We start from the raw sequence: 22993 nt of genomic DNA on the forward strand, positions 1-22993 counted from the left end.
CGTGGCTCGACGGCGCGGTGCGGGTCTCTCAGACCGCGACGGGCACGGCGCTCCCCACGGCCGCGCCCGGCTGGGTCGCGGCGAGGACCGCGCTCGTGGGCACCACGGGGTGCTCGCTCAGCTCGCGCACGAGCCACGCGTCGTCGCGCACCGCCCAGTGCTCGGCCTCGCGGCCGTCCGCGAACCGGAGCATGTGCATCTCGCGGACCGTGAAGTGACGGCCCGTGGGGGCCAGCCCCCGGAAGTAGCCGGTGTGCCGGGCGCTGAACGCGACGTGCAGCGCGACCAGGTCACCCTCGGCCACGGCGTGCAGGACCTCGACGTGCTGGTCGGAGAACGCGTCGGAGAACCAGTGCATGGTCGCGACGAGCCCCTCGAGCCCGCCCGAGGACCCGGGGGCCGGGTCGTGGTTGTGGAAGTCGGCGGCGACCAGCGCCGCCAGGGCCTGCGCGTGGTTCCCCGGGATCGCCTGGGTGTGCACGGCGATCGCTGTGGCCTTGTTGGTCGCGGTGGCCTCGTGGGCCGTGCCGACCGAGGGCTCCGCCTCGTGGTTGCTTCTCATGTCCGCCTCGTTCGTCCGGCGGGGTCGTCCAACGGCCACCGCGTCGTCACGGTCTGTGGTGCATACTCATCACCCTTCACTCGGAGAGAGGGCCGCCGCAAGGGTTCGTGCGGGTGATGCGCGGGTGAGATCCTCGCGATACCCCCCCACGGACCGTGCAGCGCGGCCGGCAGAGCAGTTTCTCGGCACGACACATCACAGCAAGGAGCTCACGTCATGACGTCAGTCAGCGGGCACGGACCGTGGCCGGGCGGTGAGGGCACCGACGTGCTCGAGGCGCAGCAGATGATCTTCGGGGACCTCGCCGAGGTGCCCACGGGGGTCACGCCCGTCCCGTTCCTCGTGCGCCTGCCCCAGCGGGGGCCGGGGTCCGACGGCGTGGGGCACACCGCGACCCTGCTCGCCGACCTGCCCGTCGAGATCGGCCCGCACGGCTGGAAGCTCGCCGACCGGCCCGGCATGGACGAGCGGCGCGCGCAGGCGTTCCTGCGCGAGGACCTCGGCGCGCTCGCGATCGCGGGCCACGGGTACTCCGGACCGCTCGCGGTGTCGGTCGTCGGGCCGTGGACGCTCGCGGCCGAGCTCTACCTCGCGCGGGGCGACCGCGTGCTCTCGGACCGCGGTGCGGCGGCCGACCTGGCGGGCTCGCTCGCCGTCGGGCTGCGCGCGCACCTCGACGAGGTGCAGCGCCAGGTGCCCGGCGCCGAGCTCGTGGTGCAGGTGTCCGAGCCGCTCCTGGGGCAGATCAACGCGGGCGTGCTGCCCACCTTCTCGGGGTACTCGCGCCTGCGCGCGGTCGAAGGACCGGACATCGTCGAGGGCCTCACCGGGGTCCTGGACGCCGTGCGCGGCTGGGGGGCGCGCAGCGTCGTGCACGTGGGGCCTGCCTGGGTGGGCATCGCGCCCGTGGTGCTCGCAGGCGCCGACGCCGTGGGCCTCGACCTGGCCGCGCGCGGCACGGGCTGGGACGAGAAGGGCTGGGAGCTGGTCGCGCGCGCGGTCGAGCGCGGCACCGGTGTCTGGGCAGGCCTGCCGCCCGCGAAGGTCTCGCAGTGCTCGGGGCCGAACCTCGGCGAGCTCGCGTCGCTCGTGACGGTCCCGTGGCGCCGGATCGGTCTCCCGGCCTCGGGGCTCGACGACGTCACTCTCCTCGCAGCGCCTCGCGCCGGGGGCGTGGGGCTGGGGTCGGGGAGCCGGCTCGGGAGCACCGACGAGAACCGCGCGATGCTCGGGAACCTGGGGCGGGTCGCGGAGATGCTCGCGGAGCGGGCGCAGGACTGAGCGGCGCGGGCCTGCAGTGGCCCGGACGACGGGTTCGGCAGCCGGGCTGCCGTTCGTCCGCTGCGCCGGTTCGTTTTCGCCGTGACGGCCCGCGGTGCGTAGGCTCGGAGAGTGGTGCCGAACTCGCGGCGCTCCCTCGTCCGTCCACTCTCCCGAAGGAGCGCGATGCCCGCTCTGCACGCCGTCCTCTTCGACCTCGACGGGGTCCTGACCCCGACGGCCGAGGTCCACATGCGCGCCTGGGAGCGCCTGTTCGCGCCCCTGTGCGTCGAGCGGGGGGTCGCGCCGTACACGTCGGCGGACTACTTCGCGCACATCGACGGCAAGCCGCGCTTCGACGGGGTCGCGACCTTCCTCGCCTCGCGCGGGATCGAGCTGCCCTGGGGCACGATCGACGATGCGCCCGGCGGGGGCACGGTGTGCGCGCTGGGCAACAAGAAGAACGAGATCGTGAACCGCATGTTCGTCGAGGAGGGCATCTCCCCGTACCCCGGCTCGATCGCCTTCCTCGACGCCGTGACGGCCGCCGGTGCCCAGGTGGCCGTGGTCTCGTCCTCGCGCAACGCGCCGTCGGTCCTGGCCGCGGCCGGGATCGCGGACCGCTTCGAGGTCGTCGTCGACGGCACGGTCGCGGCCGCGCACGGCCTCGACGGCAAGCCGTCGCCCGCGACCTACGAGTACGCGGCCGAGCTGCTGGGCGTGCCCACGACCGCGGCGGTCGTCGTCGAGGACGCGATCTCGGGCGTCCAGGCCGGGGCGGCGGGCGACTTCGGCCTCGTGCTCGGCGTGGACCGCGGGGTCGGGGCCGACGTCCTGACCGAGCACGGCGCGGACCTGGTCGTGAGCGACCTGGGCGAGCTCGACGCGACGGTCCTCGACCGCCCGGCCCGCGAGGAGGTCCGCTGATGGGCGGGTTCGAGCACGGGTTCGACGGCACGATCGACCGCAGCCGTTTCCCGGCCGACCCGTGGAAGCTCACCGAGAGCCGGTACGCCGCGCACGACCTCGGGGTGACCGAGACGCTGTTCTCGGTCGCCAACGGGTACCTCGGCATGCGCGGGAACGTCGAGGAGGGCCGCGAGTCCCACACGCAGGGGACCTTCATCAACGGTTTCCACGAGACCTGGCGCATCCACCACGCCGAGGAGGCCTACGGTTTCGCCGAGGTCGGGCAGACGATCGTCAACGTCCCCGACGTCAAGATCATCCGCCTCTACGTCGACGACGAGCCGCTCCTGCTACCCGTCGCGGACCTGATCACCTACGACCGTTCGCTCGACATGGCCGACGGCGTGCTGCGCCGTGAGCTCCTGTGGCGCACGCCGTCGGGCAAGCGCGTGCTGGTGAAGTCCGAGCGCATGGTCTCGTTCGTCGAGCGGCACCTGGCCGTGCTCACGTTCGAGGTCACCATGCTCGACGACCCGGCGCCCATCGCGATCTCGTCCCAGATCCTCAACCGGCAGGACGGGCAGGACGAGTACCACGTCCCCTCGGCCGCGATGGGGCAGGGCTTCGACCCGCGCAAGGCCAACCAGTTCACCGACCGCGTGCTCCAGCCGCAGGCGCAGTGGGGCGACGACCAGCGCCTCGTGCTCTCCTACCGCTGCACCAACTCGGGCATGACCCTCGCGGTCGCCGCGGACGACGACCTGGCGACCGAGAACTCGTACGACGTGCGTACCCAGGTGGACGAGGACCTGGCCAAGCACGTCTACCGGATCCAGGCCGAGCCGGGCAAGCCCGTGCGTCTGACCAAGACCGTGGCCTACCACACGTCCCGCGGCGTGCCCGCGATCGAGCTGATCGACCGCTGCCGTCGCACGCTCGACCGCGTGCGCGAGGAGGGCATCGCGTTCCAGCACGCCGAGCAGCGCGAGTGGCTCGACGAGTTCTGGGCGCGCTCGGACGTCGAGATCCCCGGGCAGCCCGAGGTGCAGCAGGCCGTGCGCTGGAACATCTTCCAGCTCGCCCAGGCCACGGCCCGTGCCGAGGGCAACGGCGTGCCCGCCAAGGGGCTCACGGGCTCCGGGTACGGCGGGCACTACTTCTGGGACACCGAGATCTACGTGCTCCCGTTCCTGACGTACACGAGCCCGCGATACGCGCGCAACGCGCTGCGATTCCGCTACCAGATGCTCGACGCCGCCCGACGCCGCGCGGGCCAGCTCTCGCAGCAGGGCGCGCTGTTCCCGTGGCGCACGATCAACGGCGAGGAGGCCTCGGCGTACTACGCCGCGGGCACCGCGCAGTACCACATCGACGCCGACGTGACCTATGCCGTCATGCAGTACGTGCGGGCCTCGGGCGACCTCGACTTCCTCGAGCGCGAGGGCGTCGACATCCTCGTCGAGACCGCGCGGATGTGGGCCGACCTGGGGTTCTGGCGGGCCAACGGCGACGACTACTTCCACATCCACGGGGTCACGGGACCCGACGAGTACACGACGGTCGTCAACGACAACCTCTTCACCAACGTCATGGCCCGCTTCAACCTGCGGGTCGCGGCCGAGACGCTCGAGACCATGCGGCGCGACGCCCCGCACGAGTACCAGCGGCTCGCGATCCGGCTCGGCGTGAGCGAGGAGGAGACCGCCGAGTGGCAGCGCGCGGCCAAGCACATGTCGATCCCGTTCGCCGAGCACCTGGGCATCCACCCGCAGGACTCGCACTTCCTCGAGCGCGAGATCTGGGACCTCGCGGCGACCCCCGCGGACAAGCGACCCCTGCTGCTGCACTACCACCCGCTCGTGATCTACCGCTACCAGGTCCTCAAGCAGGCCGACGTGGTGCTCGCGCTGTTCCTCCAGGGGGCAGAGTTCACACCCGAGGAGAAGCTCGCCGACTTCGAGTACTACGACCCGTTGACCACGGGCGACTCGACCCTGTCGGGCGTCGTCCAGTCGATCATCGCGGCCGAGGTCGGGTACCACGAGCTCGCGCTCGAGTACTTCACGTCGTCGCTGCTCGTCGACCTCGAGAACCGCCACGCCAATGCGGCCGACGGCGTGCACGTCGCCTCGGCGGGCGGCACCTGGTCGGCGCTCGCGTTCGGGTTCGGCGGGATGCGCGACGACTGCGGGCGCATCAGCTTCGACCCCCGCCTGCCCCAGGAGTGGGAGTCCCTGACGTTCCGGGTCACGCTGCGCGGCTCCCGGCTCAAGGTGACGGTCACGGTCGACGCGATCGAGCTCGTGTGCGAGACGGGTGAGGGAGCGGACGTGCTCGTGCGGGGCGAGGCCGTGCACGTCGGTGCGGGCGAGACCGTCACGGTCGCGCTCGACGGCCAGGGGCCCGTGCTCCACGGCACCCCGAGCCTGCGCGACCTGACGGGCAACCGCCGCGAGGACGGGACGCTCATCACGGCCCAGGTGCCGCACTCGTAGCGCGGGTCGGCCGGCGCGGCCGTCACCGACCGCCCGCAGACGCCGAGAGGGCGGGTCCACCTGGACCCGCCCTCTCGGCGTCGGTGCTCGGACGTCAGCCGAGCTGCTCCCGCAGGAAGCGGTAGTGGATCGCGGCCATGTGCGCGGCCTGCGCGTTGTTGGCCGCGCCGCCGTGCCCGCCCTCGACGTTCTCGTAGTACGTCACGTCCTTGCCGGCCGCGAGCATCTTCGCGGCGAGCTTGCGCGCGTGCCCGGGGTGCACGCGGTCGTCCTTGGTCGACGTCGTGAAGAGCACGGGCGGGTACTCGCGCTCGGCGTCGAACAGGTGGTACGGCGAGAACGTCCTGATGAACTCCCACTGCGCGGGGTCGTCGGGGTCGCCGTACTCGGCGGCCCAGGACGCGCCCGCGAGCAGGTGCGTGTAACGGAGCATGTCGAGCAGCGGGACGCCCACGATCACGGCGCCGAAGAGCTCGGGGTACTGCGTGAGCATGTTGCCGGCCAGGAGCCCGCCGTTGCTGCGTCCTTCCATGCCCAGGTGCTCGGGGGTCGTGATCCCGCGGGCGACGAGGTCGCGCGCGACGGCCGCGAAGTCCTCGTACGCCTTGTGGCGCTTGGCCTTGAGGGCCGCCTGGTGCCAGGCCGGTCCGTACTCGCCGCCGCCGCGGATGTTCGCGACGACGTAGACGCCGCCGTCCGCGAGCCAGGCGCGGCCCAGCGTCCCGGAGTAGCCCGGGGTCAGGGAGACCTCGAAGCCGCCGTACCCGTAGAGCAGCGTGGGGGCCGCGCCCGGGCGCGCACCGGTCACCCCGTCAGCGGCCTCGGGGGCGCCGCTCGAGCCTGCACCGGCCCCGGGCCGGACGAGGTCCTCGCGCCCGACGACGAAGTACGGGACGCGCGTGCCGTCGTCGGACACCGCGAAGTGCTGGTCGATGACCAGGCCCTGCGCGTCGAAGAACGCCGGGCTCGACTTGAGGACCTCGGGGGCGGTGCCCGCGCCCACGCTCAGGAGCGAGAGCGTCGAGGGCGTGAGGTAGTCGGTCGTGACGAGCCAGACGTCGTCGCTCTCCTCGGAGTCGACCGCGCCCACGACGACCGTGCCGATGGTCGGCAGGCCCGGTAGCTCGCTGCGGGTCCAGAGGACGTCCGGGCCCTCGGCGAGAGGCGGCGGGGTCAGCACGTGCAGGCGGTTCTTGACGTCCTCGAGGACGTTGACCACGAGGTGGTGCGCGGTCCACGTGGCGCCTGCGAGCGAGGTGGAGGGCGTGGGCTCGAACAGGACCGTGAAGCCGCGGGCCCCTGCGAGGAAGTCCTCGAAGCGCGTCGCGAGCAGCGAGCCGGCCAGGTAGGTGGCGCCGTCGACCGTCCAGTCGTCGCGGAGCTCGACGAGCATCCACTCGCGCTTGACGCCGACCTCGGCCGAGCGCGGGACGTCGATCTTGACGAGCTTCTCGTCAGGGGTGCTCGCGTCCTGGACGAGGTACGTCTCGCTGTCGTAGAAGGCGATCGAGCGGCCCACGAAGTCGCGCTCGAAGCCGCGGGAGTGCGTGCGCCAGCCCATGATGTACATGTCCTCGGGTTCACCCTCGTACACGATGGTCGCCTCGGTCACGGGCGTGCCGCGGTGCCAGCGCTTGACGACGCGGGGGTACCCCGACGGGGTCATGGAGCCGGGACCGAAGTCGGTGTAGACGTAGACCGTGTCCGCATCGATCCAGCCGAGCCCGCCCTTGGACTCCTCGCGCAGGAACCCGCCGTCCTCAGGCGCGACGAAGGTCTTGGTCACGAGGTCGAACTCGCGCGTGACGTCGGCGTCGGAGCCGCCGGGGGACAGGTCGATCAGGGCGTGGCGCCACTCCTGGCCGGGCTCGGGGCGCAGCACGCTCGCGCCGTGCCAGACCCAGCTCTGGTCCTCGGCCTCACCCAGCGCGTCGAGGTCGAGCACGAGCTCCCACGCGGGGTGGTCGGTGCGGTAGGAGTCGAGCGTCGTGCGGCGCCAGACGCCGCGCTCGTGCTGGGCGTCGCGCCAGAAGTTGTAGTAGTGCTCGCCGATCCGGGACACGTCGGGGATCTTGTCGTCGGAGTCGAGGACCTCGCGGATCGCCTGCTCGGTCGCGGCGAACTCGTTCGTGGCCTCGATGGTCGCGGCGGTCTCGGCGTTGCGTCCCTGGACCCAGGTCATGGCCTCGCGGCCCTCGACCTCCTCGAGCCACAGGTACGGGTCGTGCGGCGTGGTCGGCGGTGCGGTGGGCGTGTCGGTCACGGCGTTCTCAGCACTCATGCCAACACCCTAGGTGACCGGTCCGACGGGTCGTCCCGGCAGGGACGACCCGACAGGGGGCGGTGACTGTGGCCCGTGCCACATCCATCGAGGCCTCTTGCATCTATCCGTACCTTGTGAAAGTATTCACAAGCAAGGGAAAGACACCACGCAGACCCGGCCGCTCGGGTCACTGGAGGAGCTACCAACGTGAGCAGCACGAGCAAGGCCCTCGCCGGAGTCACCGAGATCGACGCCCTCGTCGACCGGGGCCTCAAGGCGCTCAAGCAGTACGACGCCTTCACCCAGGAGGACATCGACCGCATCGTGAAGAAGGCGTCCGTCGCGGCCCTCCACGAGCACGGCCGCCTCGCGCAGCTCGCGGTCGAGGAGACCGGGCGCGGAGTCTTCGAGGACAAGGCCACCAAGAACATCTTCGCGTGCGAGCACGTGCCGAACTCGATGGCCAACCTCAAGACGGTCGGCGTGATTGGCCGCGACGACCTCACGGGCATCGTCGAGATCGCCGAGCCGGTCGGCGTGGTCGCGGGCATCACCCCGGTGACGAACCCGACCTCGACCGCGATCTTCAAGGCCCTCATCGCGCTCAAGACGCGCAACCCCATCATCTTCGCGTTCCACCCCAGCGCCCAGAAGTGCTCGGTCGCCGCAGCCCGCATCGTGCGGGACGCCGCGGTCGCCGAGGGCGCCCCCGTGGACTGCATCCAGTGGGTCGAGCAGCCCTCGCTCGAGGCCACCTCGGCGCTCATGAACCACGACGGCGTCTCGCTCATCCTCGCCACGGGCGGCAACGCGATGGTCCGCGCGGCCTACTCGGCGGGCAAGCCCGCCCTGGGCGTCGGCGCGGGCAACGTCCCGGCCTACATCGAGAAGAGCGCCAAGCTCGGCCGCGCGGTCAACGACGTGGTCCTGTCCAAGGGCTTCGACAACGGCATGGTGTGCGCCTCGGAGCAGGCCGTCATCCTCGACACCGAGATCTACGACGAGGCCCTGGCCGAGTTCGCCCACATGCACGCCTACCTCGCGACCCCCGAGGAGAAGGCCAAGCTCGAGCGCTTCATCTTCGGCGTCGAGGCCGGCGGCGCGAACTGCGCGGGCGCCAAGCTCAACGCCTCGATCGTGGGCAAGAGCCCCCAGTGGATCGCCGAGCAGGCCGGCTTCACCGTCCCGGACGGCACCTCGATCATCCTCGCCGAGTGCGCCGAGGTCGGCCCCGCCGAGCCCCTGACGCGCGAGAAGCTCAGCCCCGTCCTCGCGGTGCTGCGCGCCCAGTCGACCGACCACGGCATCTCGCTCGCCGAGCAGATGGTCGAGTTCGACGGCCTGGGTCACTCGGGTGCGATCCACACCGAGGACAAGGACATCGCGGAGGAGTTCGGCCAGCGCGTCAAGGCCGTGCGCATCCTGTGGAACCAGCCGTCGGCCCTCGGCGGCATCGGCGACATCTACAACGCGCTGATCCCGTCGCTGACCCTCGGGTGCGGCTCGTACGGGCACAACTCGGTGTCGAACAACGTGTCGGCGGTCAACCTCATCAACGTCAAGCGGATCGGACGCCGGAACAACAACATGCAGTGGTTCAAGATCCCGCCGAAGACCTACTTCGAGCCGAACTCGATCCAGTACCTGGCCCAGATGCCCGACGTCGAGCGCGTCACCATCGTCACGGACAAGGTCATGAGCCAGATCGGGATCGTGGACAAGGTCCTCGACGTCCTGGGTCGCCGCCCCAACAAGGTCTCGATCCAGATCATGGACCAGGTCGAGCCCGAGCCGAGCGTCGAGACGGTCGAGAAGGGCGCGGAGATGATGCGCGACTTCAAGCCCGACACGATCGTCGCGATCGGCGGCGGGTCGCCCATGGACGCGGCCAAGGTCATGTGGCTCAAGTACGAGCACCCGGAGATGGCGTTCTCGGACCTGCGCGAGAAGTTCTTCGACGTTCGCAAGCGCGCGTTCAAGTTCCCCACGCTCGGTGACCTGGCCAAGCTGGTCTGCATCCCGACCTCGTCGGGCACGGGCTCGGAGGTCACGCCGTTCGCGGTCATCACGGACCACGCGACCGGGTACAAGTACCCCCTCGCCGACTACGCGCTGACCCCGTCGGTCGCGATCATCGACCCGGTCCTGACCGCGACCATGCCGGCCAAGCTCGCGGCCGACTCGGGCTTCGACGCCCTGACGCACGCGACCGAGGCCTACGTGTCGGTCTACGCGAACGACTTCACGGACGGCCTGGCGCTGCACGCGATCAAGCTGGTCTTCGAGCACATCGAGGCCTCGGTCACGCAGGGGGCGGCAGCCCCCGAGGCCCGCGAGAAGATGCACAACGCGGCCACGATCGCGGGCATGGCGTTCGGCAGCGCGTTCCTCGGGATCGTCCACGCGATGGCCCACACGGTCGGCTCGTCGTTCGGCCTGGTCCACGGCCGCACGAACGCGATCTTCCTGCCGCACGCGATCCGCTACAACGGGCAGATCCCGACCAAGGTCACGGGCTGGCCCAAGGCCGAGAAGTACATCGCGCACGAGCGCTACCAGCAGATCGCCAAGCACCTGGGGCTGCCGGCCTCGACGCCCGAGCAGGCCGTCGAGTCGTACGCCCGGGCCGTGGAGGAGCTGCGGGCCAAGGTCGGGATCGAGCACTCGTTCAAGGAGCAGGGTGTCTCGGAGCGCGAGTTCATCGGGGGGCTGGACGCCCTGGCGATGCGGGCCTACGAGGACCAGTGCGCCCCGGCCAACCCTCGCCTGCCGATGCTCGAGGACATGAAGGACATCATGGTCGCGGCCTACTACGGCACGAGCCGCGAAGAGGTCCGTGCCGAGCGCAAGGCCACCGAGGAGGCGCTCGCGCTCGCCGCGGCCGCCGAGACCTCGGAGTGATCTGGGCACCGGCGTCCGGGGAGCAGCCCTGACGCCGGTAGCCCGACGTCGACCCGAGCGGTACGGGTCACGGTCGGGTGGCGCGTCCTGCCGGGTGGCGCCACCCACCCGGGACCGAGGCTTCCCCCCTTGGCCTCTGTCCCGCACGCAGCGCCCCGCGTCCTCCAGCGCGGGGCGCTGCTCTGTTCGGTGGGCCCGACGGCGCCGGGCGCCCTCCGCGGCTCCCGCGCCCGGGAGGGGGCCGGGGGAGTGACCGCCCGACGCCGCAGCGACCCCCTGCGGCGCACGCGCCTCGCGTGGTGGGCAGGGACCGTGTGGTGAGCGACGTCGTCGGGCAGGACGCGCAGGCCCGAGCGGGTGTGGGCGGTCCACGCGATGATGGGCACGTGAACGACGCCACCCCGCCGCGCCCCGCGACCCTTGCCGACGCCGCCCCGGAGGTCCCCGGCGACCTCGCCACGGCTTCCCAGCCCCACGCTTCTCCTGCGCTCGGCGCCCGGGAGGAGGCCGACGCCCAGCGCCGCTGGGCCGAGCTCGTGGCCCAGGTCGAGGCCGACCAGCGGGCCTACTACGAGGCCGACGCGCCTGTGTCGTCGGACGCCGAGTACGACGCGCGCATGCGCGAGCTCGAGGCGCTCGAGGCGGCCCACCCCGCGCTCCAGACCCCCGAGTCGCCCACGCAGCGGGTCGGCGGACGGGCCGCGACGGGCTTCGCGACCGTCGAGCACCTCGAGCGCATGCTCTCGCTCGACAACGCGTTCTCCGAGGAGGACCTCGCCGCGTGGGCCGCCCGCGTGCACCGCGACCTGGGCGTCTCGCCAGAGGCCTCCGTGGAGTACCTGTGCGAGGTCAAGATCGACGGCCTCGCGATCGCGCTGCTGTACGAGCGGGGGCGCCTGGTGCGGGCCGCGACGCGAGGCGACGGGCGCACGGGCGAGGACGTCACGGCCAACGTCCGGACCATCACGACCATCCCGCAGCAGCTCGCGGGCGACCCGGCCACGCACCCCGCGGTGATCGAGGTCCGGGGCGAGGTCTTCCTGGGCGTCGAGGACTTCGCGGCCCTCAACGAGGCGCTCGTCGCGGCCGGGCAGGCACCGTACGCCAACCCGCGCAACACCGCGGCCGGCTCCCTGCGCCAGAAGGACCCGGCCGTGACCGCGAGCCGTAACCTGCGCATGTACGCGCACGGCGTCGGGGCGCTCCAGTGGGACGAGGGCGAGCACGCCGAGCTCGCGCGCCAGTCGGACGCCTACGCGCTGTTCGAGCAGTGGGGTGTCCCCGTCTCGCCGCACAACCGGGTCGTCGACGGGCTCGCGGGCGTGCAGGAGATGATCGCGTACTTCGGCGAGCACCGGCACAGCATCGAGCACGAGCTCGACGGGATCGTCGTCAAGGTCGACGAGCTCGCGCTCCAGCGCAGGCTGGGCGCGACGAGCCGCGCGCCCCGGTGGGCCATCGCGTACAAGTACCCGCCCGAGGAGGTCAACACGCGCCTGCTCGCGATCCAGGTCGGGGTCGGGCGGACCGGACGGGCAACCCCGTACGCCGTCATGGAGCCCGTGCTCGTCGCGGGCAGCACCGTGCGTCAGGCGACGCTCCACAACCAGGACGTCGTGCGCGCCAAGGGCGTCCTGATCGGCGACGTCGTGGTGCTGCGCAAGGCCGGGGACGTCATCCCGGAGATCCTCGGGCCGGTCGCCGCGCTGCGCGAGGACGGCGTGCAGCGTACGGAGTTCGTCATGCCCGCCGAGTGCCCCGAGTGCGGCACGCCGCTGCGCCCCATGAAGGAGGGCGACGTCGACCTGCGCTGCCCCAATGCCGAGAGCTGCCCGGCGCAGGTCCGCGGGCGGGTCGAGCACATCGGTTCGCGCGGCGGCCTCGACATCGAGGCGCTGGGCGAGGTCACCGCGGCCGCGCTCACGCAGCCCTACGAGCCCGCGGATCCGCCGCTGCGCACCGAGAAGAACCTGTTCGGGCTCACGGTCGACCAGCTCGCACCGATCCGCGTGGTCGTCCGCGACCCGGAGACCGGGCTGCCCCGGCCGTTCGAAGGGGTGGGGGAGTCGGGCGAGGTGGAGATGTCCGACGGCTCGGTGCTGCTGGCCAAGGTCGTCCGGCCGTTCCAGAAGGTCGCCGCCCGCACCTACCCGCCCGGCTTCGAGGACGCGACGCCCGCCGAGCGTCGAGCCGCGGGCGTCCGCAAGGACTTCCCGGTGTACGGCCCGTCGACCACCGCGCAGACGCTCGTGGACGAGCTGCGCGTCGCGAGGACCAAGGACCTGTGGCGCATCCTGGTGAGCCTCAACATCCGCCACGTCGGGCCGGTCGCCGCCCGGGCGCTCGCGGAGTGGTTCGGTTCGCTCGACGCGATCCGGTCGGCGAGCCGCGACGAGCTCGCCGCGGTCGAGGGGGTCGGACCGGTCATCGCCGACGAGGTGCTGGCCTGGTTCGACGTGGACTGGCACCAGGAGATCGTCAAGACCTGGAAGGAGGACGGGGTCCGGTTCGAGACCCCGGGCCACCCCGGTCCCGGCGCGCGCCAGCAGCCGACCGGCCCGCTCGCGGGCCTGACCGTCGTGGTCACCGGGGGCCTCGAAGGGTTCTCGCGCGACGGTGCCAAGGAGGCGATCCTCGCGGCGGGCGGCAAGGCCTCGGGCTCGGTGTCCAAGAAGACCGACTACGTGGTCGTGGGCGAGAACGCGGGCTCCAAGGAGACCAAGGCCCGGGACCTGGGCCTGCGGATCCTCGACGAGGCCGGGTTCGTGGCTCTCCTCGCGGGTGGGCCCGAGGCGGTGGGCGACGCGCGGGCCGAGGAGGCGGGCGCTCCCGACGGCACTGACGGCACTGACGGCAGCGAGGGGACCGACGCCGACTGACGGCCCGGGGATGCGTCGAGACAGAGGGGTTTCGTCGAGGTAGAGGGCTCGAGGCCTCTCCCTCGACGGGAGGCCTCTACCTCGTGGCGTCCGTGGCGCTCGGTCCGGAGGAAACCGGCCCCGTGGCCCCCGACCCCGCGGCCGGACGGCGCGACAGCGCGGTCCGCAGGCCCGCGGTCTGCTCGGGCGGAGTCGCCAGGAGCGGTCCGCGAGGAGGTCCGGTCGGCACGCCCAGCAGCTCGGCGAGCGCGTGGAGCCCCGCGACGGGGCGCAGCCGTCCGAGCTCGCGGGCCAGGGCGAGGAGCCACGAGCGCTCGGCGACCGCATCGAGGGGACGACCCTCGACGTGCGCCCGGCGCAGCCTGGCGTACTCGGCGGGCACGAGGGCCGCGACCCCGGTGTGCCAGGCATCGCTCGCAGGCAGGGTGGTGAAGGCCCCCTCGGTCATCGCGAGGTCCCCGCTCAGCCCGACCGCGAACGCCTCGTCGTCGACCGCGGCCCGGACCTCGTCCAGGCGAGTGCTCACGCCCTCCCTCCCGGCCGGGTCCTTGAGTCCCCGGAGCCGGGCGTGGCGCGCCAGATGAGCCAGGACCTCGGGGGTCGCGTCGTACCCGCTCTGAGCAGGCCGGTTGTAGAAGCACACGGGCAGGTCCGTCTCGGCGGCCACGGCCTCGAACAGGGCCACGACCTCGTCGTCGACCAGCGGGACGTACGAGAAGGGCGTGAGCACGAGCCCGTCGGCGCCGCCCGCCTGCGCGGCGACGGCGTTCCGTACGGTCTCGGCGGCCGACGCGGCCGCGACCGCGACGTGCACCGGGACCCGGCTCCCCGAGCGGCCCGGCCCGGCGTCGCGCGCGGCCCGGACGGCCGTGCCCACGACCGCGGCGCGCTCCTCGGGGGAGAACGACGTGCCCGCGCCCGACGACGCGAGGACCGTGACGCCGTCGACCCCTGCGCGTACCGCGCCCGCCACGAGGCCCGCCAGCGCTCCCAGGTCCGGGGCGCCCGAGGCCTGGTCCAGGGGAGTGATCGGATAGGCGAGCAGCCCGCTGAAGGGCGACGGCACGGTCATCCGCGCGATGCTGCCACACGAGCGGGCCCGAGGGATGAACGTCCCGCCGTCCGATCGTTGCCCGCGCCTACCATGGCGACCATGACCCAGGACCTGATCCCTGACCTCGTCGCGCCCGCCGACACCTCGACGCTCGTGCGTGGCGCCCACCTCGTGGGCTCCGTGAACCTCCCCACCGCCGAGGACACGTTCCGCACCGTCGCCGCGCACGCGGGCACCCACCTCCGGCGGATCCCCGACGGCGAGGTCGGCGAGAGGTTCCACTGGATCCTGTTCCAGGGCGCGCGCTTCGAGGCCGTGCCCGGCCTGGCGCGCCTCCCGATCGACCCCGTGATCGTCGCCGGGTTCGACGTGCGCCCGCACGTGCTCGACGGCTCGGTCGCCCCGGGAGACCTGACCTTCGGCGAGCTGGGCTACGCGGCGGCCGCGACGTCCTCGTACGCGGACTTCGCGCGACTGCGCGACGAGGGCGTCATCCCGGCCGGGACCCGCTTCCAGGTCTGCCTGCCCACGCCGCTCGCCCCGGTCGTGGCGTTCGCCGTGCCCGACGCGCGTCCGGCCGTCCACACGGCCTACGAGGCGGCGATGCTGCGCGAGATCGAGGCGATCGTCGCGGCCATCCCCGCCGAGGACCTGGCGATCCAGCTCGACCTCGCGAGCGAGTTCGCGCTCGTCGAGGGCGCGAACCTCGGGGCCGGACCCGCGCAGGCGTGGTTCGCGGTCGACTCCGACGAGGTGCTCGCCGGGTGCGTCGCGCGCGCGGCCCGAGTGGCCTCCGCGGTCCCGGCGGGCGTCGAGCTCGGGTTCCACCTCTGCTACGGCGACGTGGCCGAGAAGCACTTCGTCGAGCCCGCCGACGCGCGCCGGCTCGTCGAGGTCGCGAACGGGCTCGCCACGACCGTGACCCGCGAGATCGACTGGTTCCACCTGCCCGTGCCGATCGAGCGCGACGACGTCGAGTACGTCGCGCCGCTCGCCGACCTCGCGATCGACCCGGCGACCGAGCTCTACCTGGGTGTGGTCCACCACGAGGACGGCCAGGAGGGTGCGCTGCGCCGCCTCGCGGCCGCGGCGCAGGTCCTGGGCGAGCGCGAGATCGGCGTCGGGACCGAGTGCGGGTTCGGGCGCGGCCCGAGCGAGCGCACCGCGCCCCTGCTCGAGCTGCACGCCGCGGTCGCGCGCGCCTGGTAGGTCGCGACCGGTTCGGCCACGCGCCCGGGCGCACCCGCACGGCGAGGGTGCGCTCCGGCGTCGGGCAGGACGCACGAACGGTCGGCAGCCCGGAAGGGGTGCCGACCGTTCGCGTCGGTGCTCAGGAGAGGCGGTGCCTCACCGGCTGGCCCACAGCAGGCCGCGCTCGATCACGGTGCGCAGGTCCGGGCTCTCGAGGTCCGAGAGCTGGTGACCCGGAGCGCACACGAAGATCTTGCCCGCGCCCCACTGCCGGGTCCAGATCGACGGCGACACCACGGGCGAGCGCCACGGCGAGTCGGCCGTGGGCTGGATCGTGGTGGTCGCGAGGACCTCGTTGAGCGAGTCCGCGAGCACCCAGTACTGCTCGGAGTTCAGGTGGAACGGGCCGAGGCCGGCCACGAGCGGATGGTCCGCGTGCTCGGGCAGGACCTCCACGGTGTGCTCGACCAGGTCGCCGGGGTGGGCGGCGAACTGCCCACCGAGCATCTGGAGGTAGTCCGTGGCCATCCGGAACGAGTCGATGATCCCGCCGTGCCAGCCGGCGAGACCGGCGCCGTTGGTCACGGCCTCGCGCAGACCGCGCATCTCGTCGGGCAGGATCTCGCCCATGGTCCAGGACTGGACGATCAGGTCGACGCCCGCCATGTACTCGGCGTCGGCATAGACCTCGAGCGAGGACTCGACGTCGACGTCGAAGCCCGACTCCTCGAGGAAGGGGAGGAAGAGGTCGGTGCTCTCCTCGGGGGAGTGGCCTGGCCATCCTCCCCGGACGATCAGGGCCCGACGGTCCGGCACGCTCATGAGTCCTCCGTTGGCGCTCACGCGATCAGGGCATCGATCGCTGCGGGAGACAGTACGTGATCGATCGCCATGGCGCTTGCACCGAGCACGCCCGCCTGCCCGCGCGCCTGCGACGTGACGATGCGCAGGTGCTGCGTGGCGAGGGGGAGCGAGCGCTGGTAGACGATCTCGCGGATGCCCGCGATCAGGTGCTCCCCGGCCTCCGCGATGATGCCGCCGACCACGATCATGGAGGGGTTGAGCAGGCTCACGCACGCGGCCAGGACGGCCCCGATGTCGCGACCGGCCTGACGGACGGCGTGGCTCGCCATGAGGTCGCCGCCGCGCACGAGCGTGACGACGTCGCCGCTGTTGAGGGCTTCGAGGCCCTCCTTCTTGAGCGCGCCGGCGATGGCCTGGCCGCTCGCGACGGCCTCGAGGCAGCCGATGTTGCCGCACCGGCAGGGCGTGTCGGTCGCGTTGGGGACGGCGATGTGGCCGATGTCGCCCGCGGCCCCCTGGGCGCCGCGGCGGAGCTCGCCGTCCGAGATGACGCCCGCGCCGATGCCCGTGGCGACCTTGACGAAGAGCATGTCGCTGACCGTGGGCCAGGCCGTGCGGTGCTCGCCGAGCGCCATGATGTTGACGTCGTTGTCCACGAGGACCGAGGCGTCGAAGGTCTTGCCCAGGATCGCGGGGACGTCGACGTCGTCCCACGCGGGCATGATGGGCGGGTTGATGGGCCGGCCGGTCGAGTGCTCGACCGGGCCGGGCAGACCGACGCCGACGCTCACGAGGTCCTTGAGGTCGCGTCCCGCCGCGGCGATGAGCTTCTCACCCGTCTCCGCGACCCAGGCGAGGACCGTCTCCGGCCCCTCGGAGATCGACAGGGGTGCGTCGATCTCTGCGAGGACGTTCGAGGCGAGGTCCGTGACCGCGAGGCGCGCGTGCGTCGCGCCGAGGTCCACCGCGAGGACGATCCGTGCACCGGGGCTGAAGGCGAAGGTCACCGGGGGGCGCCCACCGGTCGAGCTCGCCTCGCCCGCGGGCGCGATGAGCCCCGAGGCCATCAGCAGGTCGATGCGGGCGGCGATCGTGGACCGCGCCTGCCCGGTGATCGCTGCGAGGTCAGCCCGTGTCCGGGGTTGGCCGTCGCGGAGCAGCTGGAACATGTCCCCGGCGCCTGTGGGGCGTGGGGCGAACTTCAGCAGTTCCTCGGTGGGCACGATGTATCACGGAGCCTCTCGTTACTACGCAGTGGTGGCGCTCTCTAGCGTACTGCGATCTTCGGCTTTTGCTTGACGATCGACAGAAGCCGACCTAGCGTGTGGTTTGCCGCGGCAGCGACGCCGCGGCGGACGGAGTCTCGCACCTCTCCCTGTCAGTAGCGTGAGAACCCCGACATTCTGCCCTTGTTGCCTCTCCTGATCGACTCGTCCCGGCCTGCTCGCGCGGCCGCACGTGAGTCAGAGTCTCGGCCGGCGCGCCGCACCCCCGCGCCCACTTTTGCTGGTCACGGGTCGGTAACGAAGCAAAAGATCGAGACCTTCTGATTGACGCTCGTCAAAAGGTCGGCTAGTTTCTCTCACATGGTCAACGCAGACCCTCAGCCCACCAGGCCGCTCCTGCAGATGCGGAGCATCGTCAAGCAGTTTCCCGGCGCCCGAGCACTCGACGGCGTCGATCTCGACATCCTCCCCGGAGAGGTGCACTGCCTCCTCGGGCAGAACGGTGCCGGCAAGTCGACCCTCATCAAGGTGCTCGCCGGTGCACACCAGCCCAACGAGGGGCAGATCCTCATCGACGGGGAGCCCGTCACCATCCCTCACCCCGTCGCCGCGCTCAAGCTCGGCGTCGCCACCATGTACCAGGAGCTCGACGTCGTCGACGGTCTGACCGTCGCCGAGAACATCTACCTGGGGCACGAGCTGTCGACCGTCGGCTTCTCCAACCGGCGCCTCGTCGCCAAGAACACCCGCGCGCTCATGAAGCGGCTCGGGCACCCCGAGATCTCGCCCCACCGCGAGGTGGGGGAGCTGTCCGCCGCGGGCAAGCAGATCGTGTCCATGGCCCGTGCCCTCTCGCACGACGCGCGGGTCATCGTCATGGACGAGCCCTCCGCGGTGCTCGACAGCGAAGAGGTCGAGAACCTCTTCCGCGTGGTCCAGGAGCTCACGTCGAGCGGCGTCGCGATCGTCTACATCTCGCACCGGCTCGAGGAGATCCGGCAGATCGGCGACCGGATCACCGTCCTCAAGGACGGGCGCACGGTCGCTCAGAACCTCCAGGTCGCGCAGACGCCCACCGCCGAGCTCATCAAGCTCATGACGGGCCGCGCGGTCGACAACGTCTTCCCGGCCCGCGAGCCGGTCGCCGAGGAGGCCGAGGTGCTGCTCGCGGTCGAGTCGCTCGGCCTCAAGGGCGAGTTCTCGGACGTTTCCTTCGAGGTGCGTGCGGGCGAGGTCGTCGGCTTCGCCGGTCTCGTCGGCTCGGGCCGCTCCGAGATCCTCGAGACCGTCTACGGCGCGCGCCACGCGACCGAGGGGACCGTCGTGGTCGGCGGCAAGCAGCTCCGGGCCGGATCGGTCGCGGCCGCGGTCGGCGCGGGCATCGGCCTGTGCCCCGAGGAGCGCAAGAGCCAGGGGCTCCTCCTCGACGAGCCCGTGTACCGCAACATCACCCTCTCGACGTTCGGGCGCTTCGCCAAGGGAGGTTTCCTCGACGAGCAGGCCGAGAAGTCGGCGGCGCAGGAGCAGGCGGTCTCGCTCGACCTGCGCCCCGCCGGCGTCGAACGCCACGCACGGACGCTGTCCGGCGGGAACCAGCAGAAGGCGCTCCTGGCGCGCTGGCTCGTCCGCGGCTGCCGTGTCCTGCTGCTCGACGAGCCCACCCGTGGCGTCGACGTCGGGGCACGCGCCGAGATCTACAACCTCATCCGCGACCTCGCGGCCTCGGGGGCGGCTGTCCTCGTGGTCTCGAGCGAGATCGACGAGGTGCTCGGTCTGTCAGACCGTGTCCTCGTGATCTCGGAGGGCCGCGTCGTCCACCAGGGACCAGCAGATTCGATCGACGAGCACGGTGTGCTCGACCTCGTCATGGAAGGAAGTGCCGCGTGAGCGAGCAGGAGGTGTCCACCGCAACCGTCGTGGACGGGTCGGCGCACGCCGGGAGCTCCGGTTCGTCCGGTCCCGCGTCGGCGCGCCGGAATTTGTTCAATGGATCGATGGGTCGGAACGTCGGCCTGGTCCTCGCCCTCGTGGCGCTCGGCATCGTCGGCTACGTCACGGCCGGAGAGCGGTTCGCGAGCATCGACAACGTCCTGACGATCCTCCGGTCGGCCGCCGTGATCGGCGTCCTGAGCATCGGCATGACCTTCGTCATCACGGCAGGCGGCATCGACCTCTCGGTCGGCTCCGTCATGGGTCTGTCGACCGTCTGGGCCAGCACGCTCGCGACCCAGACCATGGCCGCTGACACCCACTGGATCGTCATGGTCGGCACGGCCCTCGCGGTCGGCACGGTCTGCGGGCTCATCAACGGCGTCCTCATCGCCTACGGCAAGGTCGTCGCGTTCATGGCGACCCTCGCCATGATGGTCGCCGCCCGAGGGCTCGCCGAGATGATCTCCAACCGGCAGACGCAGATCGTCACGGTCAAGCCGTTCCTCACCTTCTTCCGCGCCGACTTCATCGGGATCCCGGTCCTCGTGTGGATGTTCGTCGTGGTCGCGGTCGCGGGGTGGATCCTCCTCAACCGCACGACGTTCGGCCGACGCACCATCGCGGTCGGCGGCAACCCCGAGGCCGCCCGCCTCGCGGGCATCAAGGTCAAGCGCCACCTCATGTACCTCTACTGCCTCGTGGGCTTCACGGCCGGCATCGCAGCGGTCATGATGCTCGGCCGCACCACAGCCGGGTCCTCGACGAACGGCCTGTTCTACGAGCTCGACGTCATCGCGGCCGTCGTCGTCGGCGGGACGCTCCTCGTGGGCGGCCGCGGCACGATCGTCGGCACGGTGTTCGGCGTCCTGATCTTCATGACGCTGACCAACATCTTCACGCTCAACAACATGTCGACCTCGGCGCAGAACGTGGCGAAGGGCGTGATCATCGTGGTCGCCGTGCTCCTCCAGCAGCGCTTCGCCTCGCGCACCAGATCCGACTAGACCCGCCGTCGGGACTTCTCGCACCGCACCACCGCACGACGACCCCGCCCCGCGGGGCCGGACCCCAGCACGTCCAGCACGTCCCAACCAGCACCAGCAGGACCAGAATCAAGGGAGATCCTCATGTCCGCTCGTACCCGTACCCCGATGCCACGCCGTCTGGCCCTCGCGACCGTCGCGCTCACCTCGGTCGCGCTGTTCGCCTCGGCCTGCACCTCGAACACGCCGGCCCCCGCGGAGACCAGCGCCGCTGCCGCAGCCCCGGGCGCGTCGTCGGACAACGACGCCTCGGGCGAGAAGGTCGTCATCGGCTTCTCGGCCCCCGCCGCCGACCACGGCTGGATGGGTGCCATCACCAAGGCCGCCCAGGCCGAGGCAGCCAAGTACGACGACGTCGAGCTCAAGGTCGCCGAGGGCACCAACGACGTCAACCTCCAGATCAGCCAGATCGAGACGTTCATCAACGACGGCGTCGACGCGATCGTCATCCTCCCGTTCGACGGCGCAGCCCTCACCGAGGTCGCGACCGAGGCCATGGAGGCGGGCATCACGGTCATCAACGTCGACCGCGAGTTCTCGAGCCCGTTCGCGGCCCGCTCCACGGTCCTCGGCGACAACTACGGCATGGGCGTGAGCGCCGGCACCTACATCTGCGAGCAGCTGGGCGACAACAAGGACGCGGTCGTCGCGGAGATCGCCGGGATCGACTCGCTGCCCCTGACCCAGGACCGCAGCAAGGGCTTCGCCGACGCGCTCGAGGGCTGCGGGCTCGAGGTCAACAACCGCGTCGCGGCGGACTTCACGGTCCAGGGCGGCGAGCAGGCCGCTGCCAACCTGCTCCAGGCCGCACCCAAGATCGACGCGATCTGGAACCACGACGACGACCAGGGCGTCGGCGTCCTCGCGGCGATCGACAACGCGGGCCGTGACGAGTTCTTCATGGTCGGCGGCGCCGGCTCGGCGAACGTCATGCGCTCGATCGAGGCCGACGACACCGTCCTCCAGGCGACGGTCATCTACCCCTCGACCCAGGCGGCCGACGGCATCAAGCTGGCCCGTCTGATCGAGCACGGCAAGTCGATGAGCGACCTCGCCTCGATCGGCGTGCCGCGTCAGATCCAGCTCTTCGCGCCGGTCGTGACCAAGGACAACGTCGACGAGTACCTGCCGTCGGCCTTCGAGTCCTGAGCACGACCCACCCCTGACGTCGCCGGCGGGGCGCAGCGCCCCGGCGGGCGCCCCGCCGCGACGTCCACCACGAAAGGAAGTGCCTGAGATGGCAGAAAACGGTCACCCGACCCTCGGGATCGGCATGGTCGGGTACTCGTTCATGGGGGCTGCCCACTCGCAGGGATGGCGCACCGCACCGCGGTTCTTCGACCTGCCGCTCGCGCCCGAGATGCGCGTGCTGGCCGGCCGCAACGCCGCAGCCGTCACGGCGGCTGCGCACAAGCTCGGCTGGGACGACGTCGAGACGGACTGGCGCAAGCTCGTGGCGCGCGACGACGTCGACCTGGTCGACATCTGCACACCGGGCGACACGCACGCCGAGATCGCGATCGCGGCGCTCGAGGCGGGCAAGCACGTCCTGTGCGAGAAACCGCTGGCCAACACGGTCGCCGAGGCCGAGCTCATGGTCGCGGCCGCCGAGGCCGCCGCCGCGCGTGGCGTGCTCTCCACGGTGGGCTTCACCTACCGTCGGGTCCCCGCGGTCCAGCTCGCCCGCCAGCTCGTGGCGGACGGCAGGATCGGCACGATCCGCCACGTACGTGCCCAGTACCTCCAGGACTGGATCGCCGACGAGAACGTGCCGCTCTCGTGGCGCCTCGACAAGACCAAGGCCGGCTCGGGTGCCCTGGGCGACATCGGCGCACACATCATCGACCTCGCGCAGTTCATCACGGGCGAGTCGATCACGGGGGTCTCGGGCATCCTCGAGACGTTCGTCGACGAGCGTCCGATCGCCACGGACTTCTCGGGCCTGTCCGGCACGGGCGGCACCGAGAAGGGCCCCGTCACGGTCGACGACGCCGCGGTCTTCCTCGCGCGGCTGACGGGCGGCGGGCTCGGCGTCTTCGAGGCCACCCGTTTCGCCTACGGCCGCAAGAACGCGATCCGCCTCGAGATCAACGGGTCGCGCGGGTCGGTCGCGTTCGACTTCGAGGACATGAACGTCCTCCACTTCTTCGACGCCTCGGACGACGCGCAGGTCGCGGGCTTCCGGCGCATCGTCGTGACCGAGCCGCAGCACGCGTACATCGCGAGCTGGTGGCCCGCCGGTCACGGGCTCGGGTACGAGCACGCGTTCACGCACCAGGCCGTCGACCTCGTGCGCGACGTCGCGGCCGGCACCCAGCCCACCCCGTCCTTCGCCGACGGCCTGGCCGTCCAGCGAATCCTCGAAGCCGTCGAGCGCAGCGCTGCGTCCGACAGCGACTGGCAGCAGATCTGAGAGGAGGTCCCTCGACCCGCCACGAGCGGGGGCCACGCGCCGACGCGCGACGTGGTGCACG

Annotated in this window: 15 protein-coding genes; 10 read left to right on the forward strand and 5 right to left on the reverse strand. The window is 71.6% G+C overall.

What is annotated here, in order from left to right; all coding sequences use genetic code 11:
• Window positions 1-28: 28 nt before the first annotated feature.
• The gene (locus tag ASE27_RS04615) at window positions 29-562 is read right to left on the reverse strand and encodes an ester cyclase (protein ID WP_056646312.1); all 534 of its coding nucleotides are present in this window, start codon (window positions 560-562) and stop codon (window positions 29-31) included.
• 216 nt (window positions 563-778) lie between these two features.
• Between ASE27_RS04615 and ASE27_RS04620 the strand changes: the two genes are divergently transcribed.
• From ASE27_RS04620 to ASE27_RS04630, 3 genes are all read left to right on the forward strand, one after another.
• Complete coding sequence (locus ASE27_RS04620) at window positions 779-1843, forward strand: hypothetical protein (protein ID WP_056646315.1); 1065 nt, start codon at window positions 779-781, stop codon at window positions 1841-1843.
• Between the two features lie 165 nt (window positions 1844-2008).
• Entirely contained in the window at window positions 2009-2749 is a 741-nt protein-coding gene (locus ASE27_RS04625) for an HAD family phosphatase (protein ID WP_056646318.1), read from the forward strand.
• Window positions 2749-5226: a glycoside hydrolase family 65 protein gene (locus tag ASE27_RS04630; protein WP_056646321.1), complete on the forward strand. Its 2478-nt coding sequence runs from the start codon at window positions 2749-2751 to the stop codon at window positions 5224-5226. The genes ASE27_RS04625 and ASE27_RS04630 overlap by 1 nt, the downstream gene beginning before the upstream one ends.
• 94 nt (window positions 5227-5320) lie before the next feature.
• Here ASE27_RS04630 and ASE27_RS04635 read toward each other — a convergent pair whose 3' ends face one another.
• A complete protein-coding gene (locus tag ASE27_RS04635) occupies window positions 5321-7507 on the reverse strand; it encodes a prolyl oligopeptidase family protein (protein WP_056646324.1) in 2187 nt (728 codons plus the stop codon).
• Between the two features lie 189 nt (window positions 7508-7696).
• Between ASE27_RS04635 and adhE the strand changes: the two genes are divergently transcribed.
• Complete coding sequence (adhE, locus tag ASE27_RS04640; RefSeq protein WP_056646327.1) at window positions 7697-10390, forward strand: bifunctional acetaldehyde-CoA/alcohol dehydrogenase; 2694 nt, start codon at window positions 7697-7699, stop codon at window positions 10388-10390.
• A 386-nt stretch (window positions 10391-10776) separates the two neighbouring features.
• A complete protein-coding gene (gene ligA / locus ASE27_RS04645; RefSeq protein ID WP_082608491.1) occupies window positions 10777-13269 on the forward strand; it encodes an NAD-dependent DNA ligase LigA in 2493 nt (830 codons plus the stop codon).
• Between the two features lie 76 nt (window positions 13270-13345).
• Here ligA and ASE27_RS04650 read toward each other — a convergent pair whose 3' ends face one another.
• Window positions 13346-14341 (reverse strand): dihydrodipicolinate synthase family protein, encoded by a 996-nt coding sequence (locus ASE27_RS04650; RefSeq protein ID WP_056646330.1) that lies wholly within the window; start codon window positions 14339-14341, stop codon window positions 13346-13348.
• A gap of 81 nt (window positions 14342-14422) precedes the next feature.
• On the opposite strand from ASE27_RS04650, the gene ASE27_RS04655 reads away from it, so the two are divergent.
• On the forward strand, window positions 14423-15532 hold the full coding sequence (locus ASE27_RS04655; RefSeq protein ID WP_056646833.1) for a hypothetical protein: 1110 nt from the start codon (window positions 14423-14425) through the stop codon (window positions 15530-15532).
• A gap of 138 nt (window positions 15533-15670) precedes the next feature.
• Here the strand turns inward: ASE27_RS04655 and ASE27_RS04660 are convergent, their stop codons facing one another.
• Both ASE27_RS04660 and ASE27_RS04665 read right to left on the reverse strand, forming a co-directional pair.
• Window positions 15671-16336: a ThuA domain-containing protein gene (locus tag ASE27_RS04660; RefSeq protein ID WP_056646333.1), complete on the reverse strand. Its 666-nt coding sequence runs from the start codon at window positions 16334-16336 to the stop codon at window positions 15671-15673.
• Between the two features lie 17 nt (window positions 16337-16353).
• Window positions 16354-17487, reverse strand: a complete 1134-nt coding sequence (locus ASE27_RS04665; protein ID WP_056646836.1) for an ROK family protein — start codon at window positions 17485-17487, stop codon at window positions 16354-16356.
• 417 nt (window positions 17488-17904) lie between these two features.
• Between ASE27_RS04665 and ASE27_RS04670 the strand changes: the two genes are divergently transcribed.
• From ASE27_RS04670 to ASE27_RS04685, 4 genes are all read left to right on the forward strand, one after another.
• Window positions 17905-19431 carry a sugar ABC transporter ATP-binding protein gene (locus ASE27_RS04670; protein ID WP_056646336.1) on the forward strand — a complete coding sequence of 509 codons (1527 nt, stop codon included), beginning with the start codon at window positions 17905-17907 and terminating at the stop codon, window positions 19429-19431.
• Window positions 19428-20480 carry an ABC transporter permease gene (locus ASE27_RS04675; RefSeq protein WP_369818982.1) on the forward strand — a complete coding sequence of 351 codons (1053 nt, stop codon included), beginning with the start codon at window positions 19428-19430 and terminating at the stop codon, window positions 20478-20480. Before ASE27_RS04670 ends, ASE27_RS04675 begins: the two co-directional genes overlap by 4 nt.
• Window positions 20481-20627: 147 nt before the next feature.
• Window positions 20628-21668, forward strand: coding sequence for a substrate-binding domain-containing protein (locus ASE27_RS04680; protein ID WP_235535346.1), 1041 nt, complete (start codon window positions 20628-20630; stop codon window positions 21666-21668).
• A gap of 88 nt (window positions 21669-21756) precedes the next feature.
• Complete coding sequence (locus ASE27_RS04685; RefSeq protein ID WP_056646342.1) at window positions 21757-22932, forward strand: Gfo/Idh/MocA family protein; 1176 nt, start codon at window positions 21757-21759, stop codon at window positions 22930-22932.
• Window positions 22933-22993: the final 61 nt, after the last annotated feature.

Origin of the sequence: Oerskovia sp. Root918 (assembly GCF_001428945.1) — a bacterium.
In the GTDB taxonomy this organism is placed as follows: Bacteria; Actinomycetota; Actinomycetes; order Actinomycetales; family Cellulomonadaceae; genus Oerskovia; species Oerskovia enterophila.

Excerpts from the sequence above, each read along its gene's own strand:
- ASE27_RS04615 (WP_056646312.1), bottom strand. The coding sequence starts at position 562 with ATGAGAAGCAACCACGAGGCGGAGCCCTCGGTCGGCACGGCCCACGAG.
- ASE27_RS04620 (WP_056646315.1), top strand. The coding sequence starts at position 779 with ATGACGTCAGTCAGCGGGCACGGACCGTGGCCGGGCGGTGAGGGCACC.
- ASE27_RS04625 (WP_056646318.1), top strand. The coding sequence starts at position 2,009 with ATGCCCGCTCTGCACGCCGTCCTCTTCGACCTCGACGGGGTCCTGACC.
- ASE27_RS04630 (WP_056646321.1), top strand. The coding sequence starts at position 2,749 with ATGGGCGGGTTCGAGCACGGGTTCGACGGCACGATCGACCGCAGCCGT.
- ASE27_RS04635 (WP_056646324.1), bottom strand. The coding sequence starts at position 7,507 with ATGAGTGCTGAGAACGCCGTGACCGACACGCCCACCGCACCGCCGACC.
- ASE27_RS04650 (WP_056646330.1), bottom strand. The coding sequence starts at position 14,341 with ATGACCGTGCCGTCGCCCTTCAGCGGGCTGCTCGCCTATCCGATCACT.
- ASE27_RS04655 (WP_056646833.1), top strand. The coding sequence starts at position 14,423 with ATGACCCAGGACCTGATCCCTGACCTCGTCGCGCCCGCCGACACCTCG.
- ASE27_RS04660 (WP_056646333.1), bottom strand. The coding sequence starts at position 16,336 with ATGAGCGTGCCGGACCGTCGGGCCCTGATCGTCCGGGGAGGATGGCCA.
- ASE27_RS04665 (WP_056646836.1), bottom strand. The coding sequence starts at position 17,487 with ATGTTCCAGCTGCTCCGCGACGGCCAACCCCGGACACGGGCTGACCTC.
- ASE27_RS04670 (WP_056646336.1), top strand. The coding sequence starts at position 17,905 with ATGGTCAACGCAGACCCTCAGCCCACCAGGCCGCTCCTGCAGATGCGG.
- ASE27_RS04680 (WP_235535346.1), top strand. The coding sequence starts at position 20,628 with ATGCCACGCCGTCTGGCCCTCGCGACCGTCGCGCTCACCTCGGTCGCG.
- ASE27_RS04685 (WP_056646342.1), top strand. The coding sequence starts at position 21,757 with ATGGCAGAAAACGGTCACCCGACCCTCGGGATCGGCATGGTCGGGTAC.